This window comes from Aquimarina sp. TRL1 (assembly GCF_013365535.1).
Classification (GTDB): domain Bacteria; phylum Bacteroidota; class Bacteroidia; order Flavobacteriales; family Flavobacteriaceae; genus Aquimarina; species Aquimarina hainanensis.
Genome location: NZ_CP053590.1, coordinates 3,571,221 through 3,583,973 on the forward strand (window position 1 = coordinate 3,571,221; position 12,753 = coordinate 3,583,973).

Annotated in this window: 14 protein-coding genes; 2 read left to right on the forward strand and 12 right to left on the reverse strand. The window is 33.9% G+C overall.

Going from position 1 to position 12,753, the window contains the following annotated elements; genetic code table 11:
- Nucleotides 1-168: 168 nt before the first annotated feature.
- Nucleotides 169-1,053, reverse strand: coding sequence for a zinc-dependent peptidase (locus HN014_RS14560; RefSeq protein ID WP_176029580.1), 885 nt, complete (start codon nucleotides 1,051-1,053; stop codon nucleotides 169-171).
- A gap of 336 nt (nucleotides 1,054-1,389) precedes the next feature.
- Between HN014_RS14560 and HN014_RS14565 the strand changes: the two genes are divergently transcribed.
- The gene (locus HN014_RS14565) at nucleotides 1,390-1,605 is read left to right on the forward strand and encodes a hypothetical protein (RefSeq protein WP_176029581.1); all 216 of its coding nucleotides are present in this window, start codon (nucleotides 1,390-1,392) and stop codon (nucleotides 1,603-1,605) included.
- 9 nt (nucleotides 1,606-1,614) lie between these two features.
- Nucleotides 1,615-2,307 (forward strand): hypothetical protein, encoded by a 693-nt coding sequence (locus HN014_RS14570; protein WP_176029582.1) that lies wholly within the window; start codon nucleotides 1,615-1,617, stop codon nucleotides 2,305-2,307.
- An 84-nt stretch (nucleotides 2,308-2,391) separates the two neighbouring features.
- Here the strand turns inward: HN014_RS14570 and HN014_RS14575 are convergent, their stop codons facing one another.
- The 11 genes from HN014_RS14575 to HN014_RS14625 form a co-directional block, all read right to left on the reverse strand.
- Complete coding sequence (locus HN014_RS14575; protein WP_176029583.1) at nucleotides 2,392-3,114, reverse strand: carbon-nitrogen hydrolase family protein; 723 nt, start codon at nucleotides 3,112-3,114, stop codon at nucleotides 2,392-2,394.
- A 67-nt stretch (nucleotides 3,115-3,181) separates the two neighbouring features.
- Nucleotides 3,182-4,858 (reverse strand): serine hydrolase, encoded by a 1,677-nt coding sequence (locus HN014_RS14580; protein WP_176029584.1) that lies wholly within the window; start codon nucleotides 4,856-4,858, stop codon nucleotides 3,182-3,184.
- 105 nt (nucleotides 4,859-4,963) lie between these two features.
- Entirely contained in the window at nucleotides 4,964-5,500 is a 537-nt protein-coding gene (locus tag HN014_RS14585) for a helix-turn-helix domain-containing protein (protein WP_176029585.1), read from the reverse strand.
- Nucleotides 5,501-5,619: 119 nt separating this feature from the next.
- Nucleotides 5,620-6,201, reverse strand: a complete 582-nt coding sequence (locus tag HN014_RS14590) for a hypothetical protein (protein WP_176029586.1) — start codon at nucleotides 6,199-6,201, stop codon at nucleotides 5,620-5,622.
- Nucleotides 6,202-6,421: 220 nt separating this feature from the next.
- Nucleotides 6,422-7,168: an ion transporter gene (locus tag HN014_RS14595; protein ID WP_176029587.1), complete on the reverse strand. Its 747-nt coding sequence runs from the start codon at nucleotides 7,166-7,168 to the stop codon at nucleotides 6,422-6,424.
- Nucleotides 7,169-7,192: 24 nt separating this feature from the next.
- Nucleotides 7,193-8,074 carry a pirin family protein gene (locus tag HN014_RS14600; protein WP_176029588.1) on the reverse strand — a complete coding sequence of 294 codons (882 nt, stop codon included), beginning with the start codon at nucleotides 8,072-8,074 and terminating at the stop codon, nucleotides 7,193-7,195.
- Between the two features lie 202 nt (nucleotides 8,075-8,276).
- Nucleotides 8,277-8,714: a cupin domain-containing protein gene (locus HN014_RS14605; RefSeq protein ID WP_176029589.1), complete on the reverse strand. Its 438-nt coding sequence runs from the start codon at nucleotides 8,712-8,714 to the stop codon at nucleotides 8,277-8,279.
- Nucleotides 8,715-8,862: 148 nt separating this feature from the next.
- A complete protein-coding gene (locus HN014_RS14610) occupies nucleotides 8,863-9,351 on the reverse strand; it encodes a hypothetical protein (RefSeq protein ID WP_176029590.1) in 489 nt (162 codons plus the stop codon).
- A gap of 98 nt (nucleotides 9,352-9,449) precedes the next feature.
- Nucleotides 9,450-10,568, reverse strand: coding sequence for an aminotransferase class I/II-fold pyridoxal phosphate-dependent enzyme (locus HN014_RS14615; RefSeq protein ID WP_176029591.1), 1,119 nt, complete (start codon nucleotides 10,566-10,568; stop codon nucleotides 9,450-9,452).
- Between the two features lies 1 nt (nucleotide 10,569).
- Complete coding sequence (locus HN014_RS14620; protein ID WP_176029592.1) at nucleotides 10,570-11,535, reverse strand: ornithine cyclodeaminase family protein; 966 nt, start codon at nucleotides 11,533-11,535, stop codon at nucleotides 10,570-10,572.
- 282 nt (nucleotides 11,536-11,817) lie between these two features.
- Entirely contained in the window at nucleotides 11,818-12,597 is a 780-nt protein-coding gene (locus HN014_RS14625) for a M48 family metallopeptidase (RefSeq protein WP_176029593.1), read from the reverse strand.
- Nucleotides 12,598-12,753 lie beyond the last annotated feature (156 nt).

A 12,753-nucleotide genomic window follows, 5' to 3' on the forward strand; every position in this document is an offset into this window, starting at 1 on the left:
GTTCGCTATTCTATACCGTCTTTATATGGAATTTTACCCGTCATTCACCCGTCATTTTGTTTTTATATGCTTGTATTTCAGTGTTTTTTTTAAAAAAGATCTCATTTTTTATTTTTAGAGTAACCTTACAGACCTTATATCACTTCTAATAAAAAACGGTGGTCGTTTTTATAAAATATGATACATTCCACAACATTTCTTAAACTTCTTTCCACTATTACAGGGGCAATCACTATTGCGACCGGTTTTTACCTTTTTTTTATTCAGATTCCGGGTACTCATATCCTGATTAAATACTTGTTCTAATAAACGGTATAAATCAGGATGTTTTTTTGATAATAATTTAGGTCTTTCAAAAAAATACTCACTTGCTACGGAGAAAAACTCTGCCCGGTTGGTTCCTCCATAAGGGTTGATATCGGACGTACCTTCATAGATTTCGTCGATTTTTTTAGTAATGAGGTCTATCCAGGGAATTGAATATTGTTTTTCCAGTAACAGAGAAGGGATTCCATCAATTATCCCATCTGTCTTATCAATTAAATGAACAAATTCATGAATTGCGGTATTCTTTTTATCTGATTCGTTTTTGAACCCGTGTTTTAATGCTTCCTGAGATAGAATCATTTTCCCTTCCATATAACCGGTACCGACCATTCCCAGAATATTTCTACCACTTCCTTCGGTAGCAAAGTCTCTGGAAAAAGCAGTGGGGTATATCAAAACTTCATTGATATTAGGATATCTCCAGTCATCAAAACCAAAAATAGGAATAATAGCACTGGAGGCTACCAATACTTTATCGGTGGTATCAATTGAGGTACGAACTCCTATAATCTGACAGTTTAATAAAAATTCCTGAACTTTATATTCGAATCGCTGCTGTTCACTAGGAGATAATGAGGAATAAAAAGAAACGTATTCGATTAATATCTTTCTCCATGCATCCGGAAACGCCGTTTCAGGAAGCACCCATTTGATCTTTTTTTTAGGGCGAAAAATAAAATAACTCCCAGCAGCAACAATGATACTAATGAATATAAAATGGGTCATTCGCAGGTATAAAATTATAAATGTTTATATGTATGTATACAAAAGTCCTAAAAGGTTACTTATTCTTAAGAAGATTTATCATGTCAAAATTTTAAGTGAAAGGAAGAAACACTCTTGGGCAACTCTATGAATATTCTGAAGAAGATCACTTATATTTTAGAAATAAGTTCTAAAACATTTACAAGCTTATTAATGAGTAAATGTATTATCTGTTGTTATCGAATATCGATATGATTGGTACTTATAACGATTTTTAGGAATAAAATTAAACGTTCATTGGTTGTATGATTTTAAAAATGAGTATCTTAATAACTCAATCTATGAATATTTTTTATTATGAGAAAAACACTTTTCACACTATTAGCCATGAGTTTCCTTTTTGTTGCTTGTGTAGACAAGAAAGCAGAGGAAGAAAAAAAGAAGGCTGCAGAGTTAAATCAGCAAATCGAGACCATTAACCAAGAAGCGGATCAGGTAAATCAGGAACTAGAATCCCTGGAGAAAGAAACACAAGATATTGATAATGCCATTAATGAACTAGATAACCTATAAACAATACGTATGAAACTGTCAAAATATTTCCTTATAGTACTATTAGTAACATTCGTTGGAACTACCTATGCTCAAAAGTCGGAAACAGTGATAAAAGAGCAGAAAGAAAAAGTCAAAAAACAACGAGAAGAAATGAAAGCGCACCGTAAAGAGGTGAAGCAGAAAAAGCAAGAATTAAAAGAAAAAAAGGGAGAGATAAAAGAGGCAAAAAAAGAACTGAGAGAAGGAAGAAAAGCAATTTTAGGAGAACATAAAGAAAAAATGAAAGGAATGTCTCCAGAAGAAAGAAAGGCTTATATAGCGGCTAATCCTGAGTTAAAAGCAAAACTCTCAGAATACAAAGAAGCGACCAAAGAAAAAAGAGAAAAAATAAAAGAAAAGCGGGTTGCATTTAAGAATGAAAAAGCAAAAGTAGTACAGAGTAGTATTGATGGGAAGAAAGAAAAATTAGCTTTTTTAGAAGCACAAAGTGCTAAAGGGAAAGATAAGATTCAGAAAACCCGGGAGCGTCTGGCTACTCAAAAGGAAGCGGGTGAAATTACAGAAGAAGAATACAACGAAAAAATGGCAAAGGTAGCCCAGGTTGAAGCACGTGTTAAAAAACATGAGGAAAAAGTAACCAAGGTGAAGACGAGTCTTAAAAAGAGTGAAGAAAAGCTGGTAAAACTGGCTGCTCCAAAAGAAGAAAAAAAGGCGGATTAAGAAGAACCGATGTCGATTTGATGTATAAATAATATATAAAAAGGAGGGATTCCCTCCTTTTTTATATAGTCTTAAGAGGTAATTTTATTTTTTGATGAGTTCCAGAGTATTCGTATCAAATATCAAAAGTCCTTCCGTATCACTGCTTAGCTCTTCTTTTCTATTTCCATAAGTGTCCCAGACAGCACTTTGCCCTACGCTATCAAAAGTATCACAACGTCCAATAGCATTAACCATTAATACAGGCATCGAATATTGAGTAGCAATTGTTGGATAATGAATATATGCTTTCTCTAGTCCAGATTGCGATTTGGCAACACTAGCCATATAGATATCTGCATGTAGTGAAGTTACATTGATGGCGTGACTTGTTTGCAAAGACTCAAAGCAGATTGCAGGAGCTACTCTTACACCTTTTATAGTCAGTATAAGTTGTTTTTCTCCCGGAACAAAGAAAGGGAGTTCATCACTGTGCAATAATTGTTTTTTATAAGTCTGTTTAGGAGTATGTGGTTGTATGCAGATCATCCCTATATAAATGCCTGTTTCAGAACGAATAGGGAACCCAACACCTATGACAATAGCATTCATATCACTTAATTCTTGAAAAACTGTTAGCCTGGAATCATTCTGATCTCCGGCAAGTTCTTGTGCTAGATCTGGTTCATAACCGGTAAGAGATAGTTCTGGAAAGAAAATACAATCTGCTTTTTCTGAGATAGCGATACGAATCCATTTTTTATGATTCTCTATGTTATAAGCGATATCTCCTTTTTTAGCTTTGGTTTGTGCAATACAAATTCTCATTAGTATATTTTGGCTAGTACGAGTATAAATGTAAATCATTTTTTGAATAGAAAAATAACCGATTCTTCTATTTTATTTTTTTGAACCAAACATTTCTGGTTCGGCCATTTGATATTTTTATACCTTCAATTATTCCTTTTTTGTTTCGTTTTACTTCTAAGCAATTTATAGGCCAGTCGGCAGAAAAAATATCATTATATAAAAGCATTAATTTTATTTTTCCATGTCGAATATGTTCGATATATAAGGTGTTGTCTTCTAGCGAGATAGAATAGGTGGTTTTTAGTTCTTCACTATAATATGATCCGATATATTGAGCGAGGGAATTGGTTTTTAGTTTTTTTGAATGATAAGTAAAAACTGTAGCAGGTTCATTAGGAATGATTACAATCATTTTTTGATCATGTTTGTTTGTCATTTCGAACTGAACCTGGACATTTTCAGTATTTTCCATTAGGAAAGTATGTGTATTCAGGGGGAGCAAAGAATGTTCATTATTTGCTGATCTGTGGTATCTCAATGTATCATTTTTTATATAAATAGTTCGACCGTATTTTTCTGTGGGGTTCCAGTAAATTCCTTCGAATTTTGATAGTTGTTTTTTAGAGAGAGAGGTAAACTCGGGAGAGGTTACTGCTTTTTTATTCTCGATTACAGGGTGTTTTTTAGTATCTAACAGTAATTGGGAGATTATATCTGTTTTTGATAGAATGTCACTACCGCTATAGTTAGAAAGAATAACGATATGAATGTCTTCTTCAGGATAAGAACGAATGATAGCCCTGTAACCACCAACAAGACCTCCATGCTGAATCACTTTTCTGTTCAGATGATTTTCTACTCGAATTCCAAAACCATAGTTAGTAGAGGTTCCATTGTTTAGAACTCCTGTTACTAGGAGTTTAGTAAAGGAATTTTTCCACCGGGAAGAAGAAGATGTAAAATTTTTCAGCCATGTAATAAGATCATTGGTAGTTGAGTATATATTCCCAGATCCGTAATATGCCCAATAGTCTAATGCTTGTTTGAAATCTTTATTTCCATAATAAGAGGTAGCAGTATTAGTACATAGTGCATCATGCGAATCTTTGATATAAGTATTCTGCATTCCAAGTGGGGTAAAGATATTTTTTTTCATCCATGTACTAAAAGTAGAATGGCTGATATTTTCAATGATTTTTGCTAATAATATATAACCGGTATTACAATATGAAAACTCTTCTCCAGGTAGATAATTAAGAGTTTTTTGTTTTTTTATAATCCGATATATATCATGAGTATTCATAACATCATTTTTTCTCCATCCGGCTAATGCAAGTAATCCGTGCAGGTCTCTAATACCGCTCGTATGATATAGCAGATGTTTGATTGTAATGGTTGTGCCCATATCTGGAAAATCAGGAAGGTGCTTTCTGATGTCATCATTGATGTTAAGTTTTTTTTGCTTTTCGAGAAGGATAATTCCGAGGGCAGTAAATTGTTTAGCGATAGATCCTATATTAAAAATAGTATTGATTTTATTAGGTACAGAATATTCGATAGAGGCCATTCCATATTCTTTAGAAAAAAGCAGGGTGTCTTTTCTAAAAATAGTCACAACACCTCCGGGGTGATGAGGTTCGTTCCAGCGGGAAAAAAGGGTGTCGATTTTTTTTATCTTATGTTGAGTGTTTTGACCATAACAGAAAGAGAGAGTAGCAGTAATGATGATTAGAAACATCATTATAGGGGTGTTTTTTTTCATGATTTTTCTTTTTTGTTTATGAAACAAAGGTCAGTAAGAGGAGAAAAAAAAGTATAAAAAAAAGCCGCCAATAAAGCGCCATAAAGCCGCCACGTATTATGAATGCTATAGAATTCTAATCTTAAGAGAGAAATATAGTTTGTTGTTTTTATTGATTTCAATACTATTTCTAAGAATGATAAAAAGATTGGCTAGTATTAGTAAAAACAAGATGGCTATAAAAAAATCTCGAATTAGATTTCCTGCATTTATGAAAGTTCCTAAAGCAAGAATAACCAGGAATAAGATTGTCCATAGTACCTGAATGTTTATAATTTGCTTAGTTTGGAGGTTGTATTGTTTTTTTAAAATAGCAATGGTAAGTGGAGTGAGAAAATTAATAATTGGAATAAAGGATACCAATAGAGAGGAAAGGTTAATTATATTTAGAAGTGTATAATCGATTTGCTCCGTAACCTCTTTTTCTTCTAATAGGTCATTTTCATTAATAGCCAGGGTTTTGGCTAAGGTTTTTAAAGTGTATCCTTTTGGAGGAACCCCTGATTCGATGCGCTGAATGGTTCGTATCGAAATACCAGAGATGTTTGATAGTTCTTTTTGAGTTAAGTTAAGTTTTTCTCTATGTTCTTGTAAACGTGCCATGTGATAATGTTGTTATCTTCCCTTATTTAATCAGAGTAATACTACTAATTTTTTAATTAGAGGTCAAGATTATTTTTCTTTCGGATTCTCCCTAAAGAAACCTTTTATCAATCGTAATCTCAAGGCTTCTGTTTACTTTCTTGCTGTATCTTAGACAGTACATTCATAATTTCATTGATGTCATTTTTAGGTTTTACCTGTAATGGATACAGCGCATTTTTGGTGATTATTAATTGTATTTCCTGGTTTTTATACATAGGAGGGAGTTGTTTTTCTCCGATGAAGTCTATTTTATTAATAGATTGATACGCAGGACTAAAGTATAATGCTATTTCTTGTGGGCCGCCTCCTTGTTTATAGATAATATTTCTTACGGTAACATCCAGGATTACTTTTTTCTGTTCCGATAGGTCTTTGACCAGTTTTGGGTATTTATATGAGAAATATAAATATGCGGCAAGACCTCCGGCAATAATGAGTAGCATAGCAAGGGTAGGGAATACTCCCATAGAATCAAAAATACTGAGATCAGGATTTGAGATCTCTACTCGTCTTTTTTTGGGAAGTAACCCCATAGGAATAAAACAAACAATTAATAAAAAAACAAAAACTCCGACTCCCCACATTACGATAAGGTTTGCAATTTTATCTTTATAGGCTCGTAACTTGATTTTTTCCTGAATAGTTAATGGTTCTGTCATTTGTTTATTACTTATATGATAAGGTGTCTAATGTGTTGTGTTGATATCGTTCATTTAGAGCTACATCTTTATTTATATACGTTTTTATTGTATAGTTTCCAAAGCTGAAAATCATATGATACATATTAGGGATGGTTATATGTATGTGTTACAAGGGTATGAAATGTTACATATACAATAAGAAGAGGCTTCCTTATTCATTAGTTATTTTTCAATATCATTATTCGGGTAGTGTAGCTTTCGTTGTTTCTTGTATGTTTTTCTTTTTTTCAATACTTCTGGCTTCTGTTAGTGCTGAAGAGATCATTCCTGATGGAATAGCTATGATTCCTAATCCAATCATCAAAATAATGAATGTAAATATCCTACCTCCGATGGTAATGGGAACAACATCTCCATAACCAACGGTAGTTAGGGTAACTACCGACCACCATAGGCTGGAAAAAATGGAAGAAAATACTTCGGGTTGTGCTGCATTTTCAAAATAATAAATTCCTACGGCAGAAAGATAGATCAGTATCAGAGAAACAACACTAAATATGATAAGTTCTTCCCGGATCATATGGAATGCAATCGAAAACCTTCGAATAGCACGGTTGTACCGAATCAGTTTGATCAATCGAAATAATCTGAGAAAACGGAATACTCGTGCAGATCTGAGATCAAGACCAAACGATAGGTAGAAGGGTAAGATGGCTACCAGGTCAATGATTCCATAGAAACTAAAGATAAATTTAAGTTTTTTTCGTGCAATATATATTCGGATGAGATATTCTATAGAGAAAATAACAATGCAGAAAATCTCGAAATCTTCTAGAAAATCAACTAACTGAGGAGATAGATTTGGGAGGGTTTCAATCGTAAACCCCAGAATAGAAAGTAAAATTAATACTTGGATGGTGTAATCAAAATAAAGTCCTGCTTTGGTTTCTCTTGATTCAACGATGCGATCAATTTTCTCTTTCATTGTTTGTTTAGGTGTATTGTGTTCTTACTTTTTATAGGAGGGAAGAGGGATATATGTATTATCAAAGGGGACTTGTGGGAACTTTTTATTTTTCCAGTCTTCAGTTGCTTGCTGCAAACGCTCTTTACTATGAGAGACGAAATTCCAGGAAAGGAATCGTTCTTCTGCCAATGGTAACCCTCCAAATAACAGGATTTGTGTATCTGCTGCGAGGCAGATTTCGCATTGATCATCAGTTTTACTAATAAGCATTTGTCCGGCAGTAATGCGATGCTCCTGATCTGTAATGGATCCCTTGACAATCACAAAAGCGACTTCGCCTTCTAATTGCCCTCTTAGATTCAGTGTTGTCGGTTGAGAAGCGGAAATATCTACCATAAATAAAGGAGAATATCCCTGTAGTGGTGCAGATTTTCCAAAAGCATTTCCCGCTATAAGTTTTAGTTTAAGAGAACCGGATGTCCAGTTTGGGATATCTCTACTGGGATAGAAGTCAAATTGAGGAGGCATCTCTTCTTTATCTTTCGGTAGTGCTACCCATATTTGATATCCATGCATAAGAAATTCTTGCTTACTTCTTTTAGCGGCAGGAGTTCTTTCTGTATGCGTTACTCCGCTTCCAGATGTCATGAAGCCTACATCTCCGGGGGATATGATTTGTGTATTACCAATACTATCTCTATGCTCGATTTCTCCTTCAAAAAGATATGTAAGTGTACTCAAACCAATATGAGGATGTTGATCCACATCTATGTATTTTCCATTTCCCATTTTAGCAGGTCCCATATGATCTATAAAAGTAAAAGGACCTACCTGTCGCTTTTTTCTAAAAGGTAATAACCTTCCAACCATAAAATTGCCCAAGTCGGTTTGTCGTTCGTCTACTATAAGCTTATTTGTTGCCATAGGTATTAAAATTTAAAAACAAAGGACAGCGGTTCCCTCTTTTGTTAAGAGGGGTATACTCTGAATTTCATATCCCCTTATGATTTGTTTATATTTTTAATGTATGTTATTTTCATATACCAATACAAATATAAAATCTCTGATAATAAGATTGCTTTGATCTCTAAAAAAATCAAAAAGAGGTTTTTTACAGGTGTTTTTTTTAATGACTATGACCATCTTTATCTTTAAGAATTGTTATAGGACTACCCTGAACTCCTGCATAGAATACGACGATTTCTGCAGGTTTATTTCCTTCGTTTTTTCCAAAGTGCCAAGAATTAACTAGTTCGACAATGGGATCTCCTTCTTTGAGATAGAGTGTGTCATTTGCTTCACTGATGACGGTTAATGCTCCTTTGAGTAAAACTCCAGCATTAATTTCCGGATGTCGATGCAATGGTAGTTTCGTTTTAGGGGGAATGGTAATTTTTAGAATGGTTACCTCTGGAGTTCCTTCCGGGTATTGAGGAAGTGGACTCCCATTCCAGCTTTTGGTTGTTTTAATAAGAGAAATTACCTGAGTAGTTGTCGTTTTATCTTTATAACATCCAGAGATGAGTACGGAGATTAAACTACCGATAAGGTATATTTTTTTCATTGATAGGTTTTTTAGCGAAATGTGTGAATTTTGTTTTATAAAAATAATGAAACCTGCTCTGCTTTATAATGAAGTTTTATAGACTTTAAGGAGCTAAGCTCGACATTAAGATCCTTTTTCTGATATTATATTTAGGTATTTTTAATCTTTATCTGTTAGGGAATGTATTGGTAATAGCGGTAATAAATTGTAATGTTTCTTTTTCAATGGTCTTTGTCAAAATATCCAATTGCTCGAAATCAGGATTTTTAATAATCGGATGTTTGATGATTGAATTCTGAGCAGTAGAAGAAAGTGGATATTGATCCCATTGTTGTTCTTTACATAGGAGCCAATATTCTTTTTGTACCTGTTTGTTTTGCCCGACCAACCAATTTTCGAATTGCATCTTTTCATGGTTAAATATAAGACCTATTTTTAGTTGCTGAGCTTTTAGCACTTTTGGGGTTATTGGAAAATAAGAAATATCCATATACCCTTGATAAAAACTACCAATAACAAACTCATTCGCATATTGACGTATAAAATAAGCTCGTAATCCCATCAGGTATTTCATCAATTTTTGATAGGTTTTAGGGATGCTTCCCAATTTCATTTGTTTGTTGTATTCTGCGATGTGTTGTTGTAGTTCTTTCATTTTTAAGCCTTTATGATAGGTGTAAGGTCGTTTGTTCTGGGTGGTTTCCCAGGATTAAAACGACCTTCTAATTACCTAATGAAACTAAGAACTATTTATTAAATATCAAACCGTTCTTTCAGGGCTTGGGTAAGTATTTTATATCCTTTGAGAAGGTCTTTCTTTTCTGCTCCAATACCTATTCTAAAATGATGATCCATTCCATAGACATCTCCTGCCAGAATAAAAACTCCTTTTTCGATACGTAACCAATCGGATAATTCTGTAGAATTAATAGGAAACTTATATTTGATAAACACCATACCTCCCGCTTTTGGAGGGGTAAACTCTACGAGGTCTCCGTATTGATTTGCCCAATCTATTGTTGCTTGCAGGTTTTCATTGAGCATGGTAATATTTCGTGATAATATTGTTTTTCGCATGTTGGGCTGTAAAACGATTTCCCCTATTTTATGGCTTAAAATTCCTGCTGTAATAGAGGTGTAATCATGATATGCCCATGTATCAGCAATACATTTTTCCGGACCGATAAGCCATCCTAAGCGTAATCCTGGCAGCGCATAGGCTTTGGAAAGTCCCCCATTAACCATTACTTTATCATACATACCATAAAAACTCGGTTTTTCGATGCCGTCTAGATCAGCTCCTTTATAAACTTCATCACAATATATCCAAGCATCATATTTTCTGGCAATTTCAACGATTGCTCTCATCTCTTCATCTGACAATACATACCCTGTAGGGTTATTAGGATTGCATAAAGCAATCATTTTGGTTTTTACTGTCATTAATGAGGCTAACTCTTCTAAATCTGGTTTCCATTCATCTTCTTCTTTTAGGTGAAACTTTTTTGGAACGCACCCCATTTCTTCGACAATTCCCCAGATCTGCATATAGTTAGGAACCATCATTACGACTTCATCTCCTGGCGATAGTAAGGTATGACAGGCAATAAAATTAGCCTCAGCAGATCCATTCGTAACGAGAACATTTTCTTCATTACAATGTTTATACAGGTTTGCTATGGTCTGGCGTAGCGGAATAGAACCGTTAGTTTGTCCGTACCCTAATACAGTACTTGTCAGCATCTTTAGTTGCTCTTCAGAAAGTAACTCTTCTAATGTATAAGGGTGAAAGCCACTTTCTGTAAGGTTTATAGGAACGGTATTTTCATATAGCGACTGAATGCGTTCCAGGTCAAAAATTCGAATGTTCATATTATTGAGATTTATACGTATTAATTATAGCTGAGGTAATCATTATATCTTGTACAGCGACTCCTGTTAGGTCTGCAACTGTAATCTGTTGATCATTTTGTCTTCCCAAGGTGTTGTTGGTTAATAAAGTCCCCAGCTCTATAAGTTTCTTTTCGTCTAAGCAATTATCTAATCGAGCGTTATAAATTTCTCCTCTGGTTTTAGACTGATTTATGCTGTCGGCAACAATCAGGTCAGCATGTTTTATTATGTCCGTTTCGAGTTCTATTTTTTTTGGAGTATCTGAACCAATGGCAGTAATATGGGTTCCTTTTTTTACTTGCCTCCATGTTAATAGAGGTTCTTCAGAAGGCGTCGTAGTTATGATCACATTGCAGGTATCTGCTAGTATATCCAGGGAAGAGGTAACTGTAATGGTGTACTCAGGGTTTAGAAACCCTTCTTTTAATGCAATTGCTTTTTCCTGATTCCGTCCCCATATCATTATATTTTTGCAATTAGTCACTTGGCGTAAGTACTCTAATTGAAGTTTTGCCTGAATACCAGTTCCTATAATTCCAATACATGTTATCTTTTTGGGAGCGAGATGTTTTATCGTAATCATACTAGCAATCACAGTACGAATATCAGTAAGATATCCTTCATCTAATAAGACGGCAACAATCTCTCCGGTTTGCTGGCTAAAAGCAAGCATGACTCCTTGACTGGATTTTATTCCTAATTTGGGATTGTCATAAAACCCGGAGGCTATCTTGATTACAAAATACGGTTGCTGAAGAATGTATCCATATTTAATATGTGTTTCTCCTTTGGGGTTGTCAAATAGTAATTCTCCTACAGGTGGGATGATCGCTTTATCGGATGATAAGGAAATAAAGCCTTCTTCTATAACAGAAATAAGGTCAATTTTCTTTAGAAGATCAATGATTTTTGGAGCGGATAAAATAATAGGTACTGTCGTATTCATTCTAATAAAAATTACATTTTTATTAGAGTAGCACAGTAGAACTGTACAAGAATGAAACTTATTTCCCTATATCTTCTCTAATGTTAGAAATAAGTACGACACAAAATTTATGTATCTTAAATTCTCCTAAGACAAAACTAAGAAATTTCTTTATTAGATTAAAAGATTTTTTTCAGATCTCTTAGTTTAATACCCTTTTTATTAGGTGTATATTGTTGATATATAGTGTTTAGTTGAGTAATAGGAGACAGTTTTACCTTCCATGGATTTGATTAGGGCTATTCAATTTTCTAATGTATCTATTGTGGCTTTGATTTCTTTTATTTCTTCAGGAATCCAGTCAAAAGTGGGATTTAATTCATAGGCTTTTTGTTTTAATGTCAGGGCCTCTTTATAATTTCCTAATTGTAGCATTACATCTGCTTTCGAGTCATATGGATTCCCGTTTTCAGGTTCACACCTGATAAAATTGTCAAAAGCACTTTTAGCTTTCTCCAGTTCTTTATTATTAAGGTATGCATATCCCAGAATATTGTAGCCAGAACCGTAGTTGCTATCTAATACCACTGATTTTTTTCCTGCTTCGATTGCCAGTGCTGGATTTTTTCTAAACAGTAAAAAGCAGATTGTATGGAACAGGTATTTATCATTAGGACAAGCTTCTGCTAGTTCAAATAATTTTTTTTCATACATATCATCCGGATTGTTTATTCTGAATTCTGTGGCATCAATTAATAATTGCTCCTCTTTAGAAGCTAAATGTCTAAATTTTTTAGCGAGTTCATGATGATGTTTTTTTAATGTATCATCAGGAGCGTATATGGAGATAAAATTGTGCATTCTAACAAAACTACTGTCATATTCCAATGCTTTTTTATAGCTTTCTGTTGGGTTTCCGTCAATTCCATTTTGCACTAAAAATTGTGCTTTTTCAAAATGCTTTTTCGCTTCTTTAGAAGAAGTTGTAATAGGGATGATGCCAGAATGAATACCTTTTTTGTCCATTTGATTGTTTTTACAAGATAGCAGTAATGCCATAAGTAGTAAGGTGAATACTCTCATTTTAGATATGGTATTATTATCAATTACTATAGTATCTTCGCTTAAGATTACTGCACTAAAGTAATAAATAAATGACTTTTTTTGAGTTTTCCAATCATGTCAGGTTGATAAGAAGGAAATTTTCGTATAATTCGTAGGTTTGTTTAATATAGTGAG

What these genes read in the sequence shown, in the direction of transcription:
- HN014_RS14560 (WP_176029580.1), bottom strand. Translation starts at nt 1,053, where the DNA reads ATGACCCATTTTATATTCATTAGTATCATTGTTGCTGCTGGGAGTTAT.
- HN014_RS14565 (WP_176029581.1), top strand. Translation starts at nt 1,390, where the DNA reads ATGAGAAAAACACTTTTCACACTATTAGCCATGAGTTTCCTTTTTGTT.
- HN014_RS14570 (WP_176029582.1), top strand. Translation starts at nt 1,615, where the DNA reads ATGAAACTGTCAAAATATTTCCTTATAGTACTATTAGTAACATTCGTT.
- HN014_RS14575 (WP_176029583.1), bottom strand. Translation starts at nt 3,114, where the DNA reads ATGAGAATTTGTATTGCACAAACCAAAGCTAAAAAAGGAGATATCGCT.
- HN014_RS14580 (WP_176029584.1), bottom strand. Translation starts at nt 4,858, where the DNA reads ATGAAAAAAAACACCCCTATAATGATGTTTCTAATCATCATTACTGCT.
- HN014_RS14585 (WP_176029585.1), bottom strand. Translation starts at nt 5,500, where the DNA reads ATGGCACGTTTACAAGAACATAGAGAAAAACTTAACTTAACTCAAAAA.
- HN014_RS14590 (WP_176029586.1), bottom strand. Translation starts at nt 6,201, where the DNA reads ATGACAGAACCATTAACTATTCAGGAAAAAATCAAGTTACGAGCCTAT.
- HN014_RS14595 (WP_176029587.1), bottom strand. Translation starts at nt 7,168, where the DNA reads ATGAAAGAGAAAATTGATCGCATCGTTGAATCAAGAGAAACCAAAGCA.
- HN014_RS14600 (WP_176029588.1), bottom strand. Translation starts at nt 8,074, where the DNA reads ATGGCAACAAATAAGCTTATAGTAGACGAACGACAAACCGACTTGGGC.
- HN014_RS14605 (WP_176029589.1), bottom strand. Translation starts at nt 8,714, where the DNA reads ATGAAAAAAATATACCTTATCGGTAGTTTAATCTCCGTACTCATCTCT.
- HN014_RS14610 (WP_176029590.1), bottom strand. Translation starts at nt 9,351, where the DNA reads ATGAAAGAACTACAACAACACATCGCAGAATACAACAAACAAATGAAA.
- HN014_RS14615 (WP_176029591.1), bottom strand. Translation starts at nt 10,568, where the DNA reads ATGAACATTCGAATTTTTGACCTGGAACGCATTCAGTCGCTATATGAA.
- HN014_RS14620 (WP_176029592.1), bottom strand. Translation starts at nt 11,535, where the DNA reads ATGAATACGACAGTACCTATTATTTTATCCGCTCCAAAAATCATTGAT.
- HN014_RS14625 (WP_176029593.1), bottom strand. Translation starts at nt 12,597, where the DNA reads ATGAGAGTATTCACCTTACTACTTATGGCATTACTGCTATCTTGTAAA.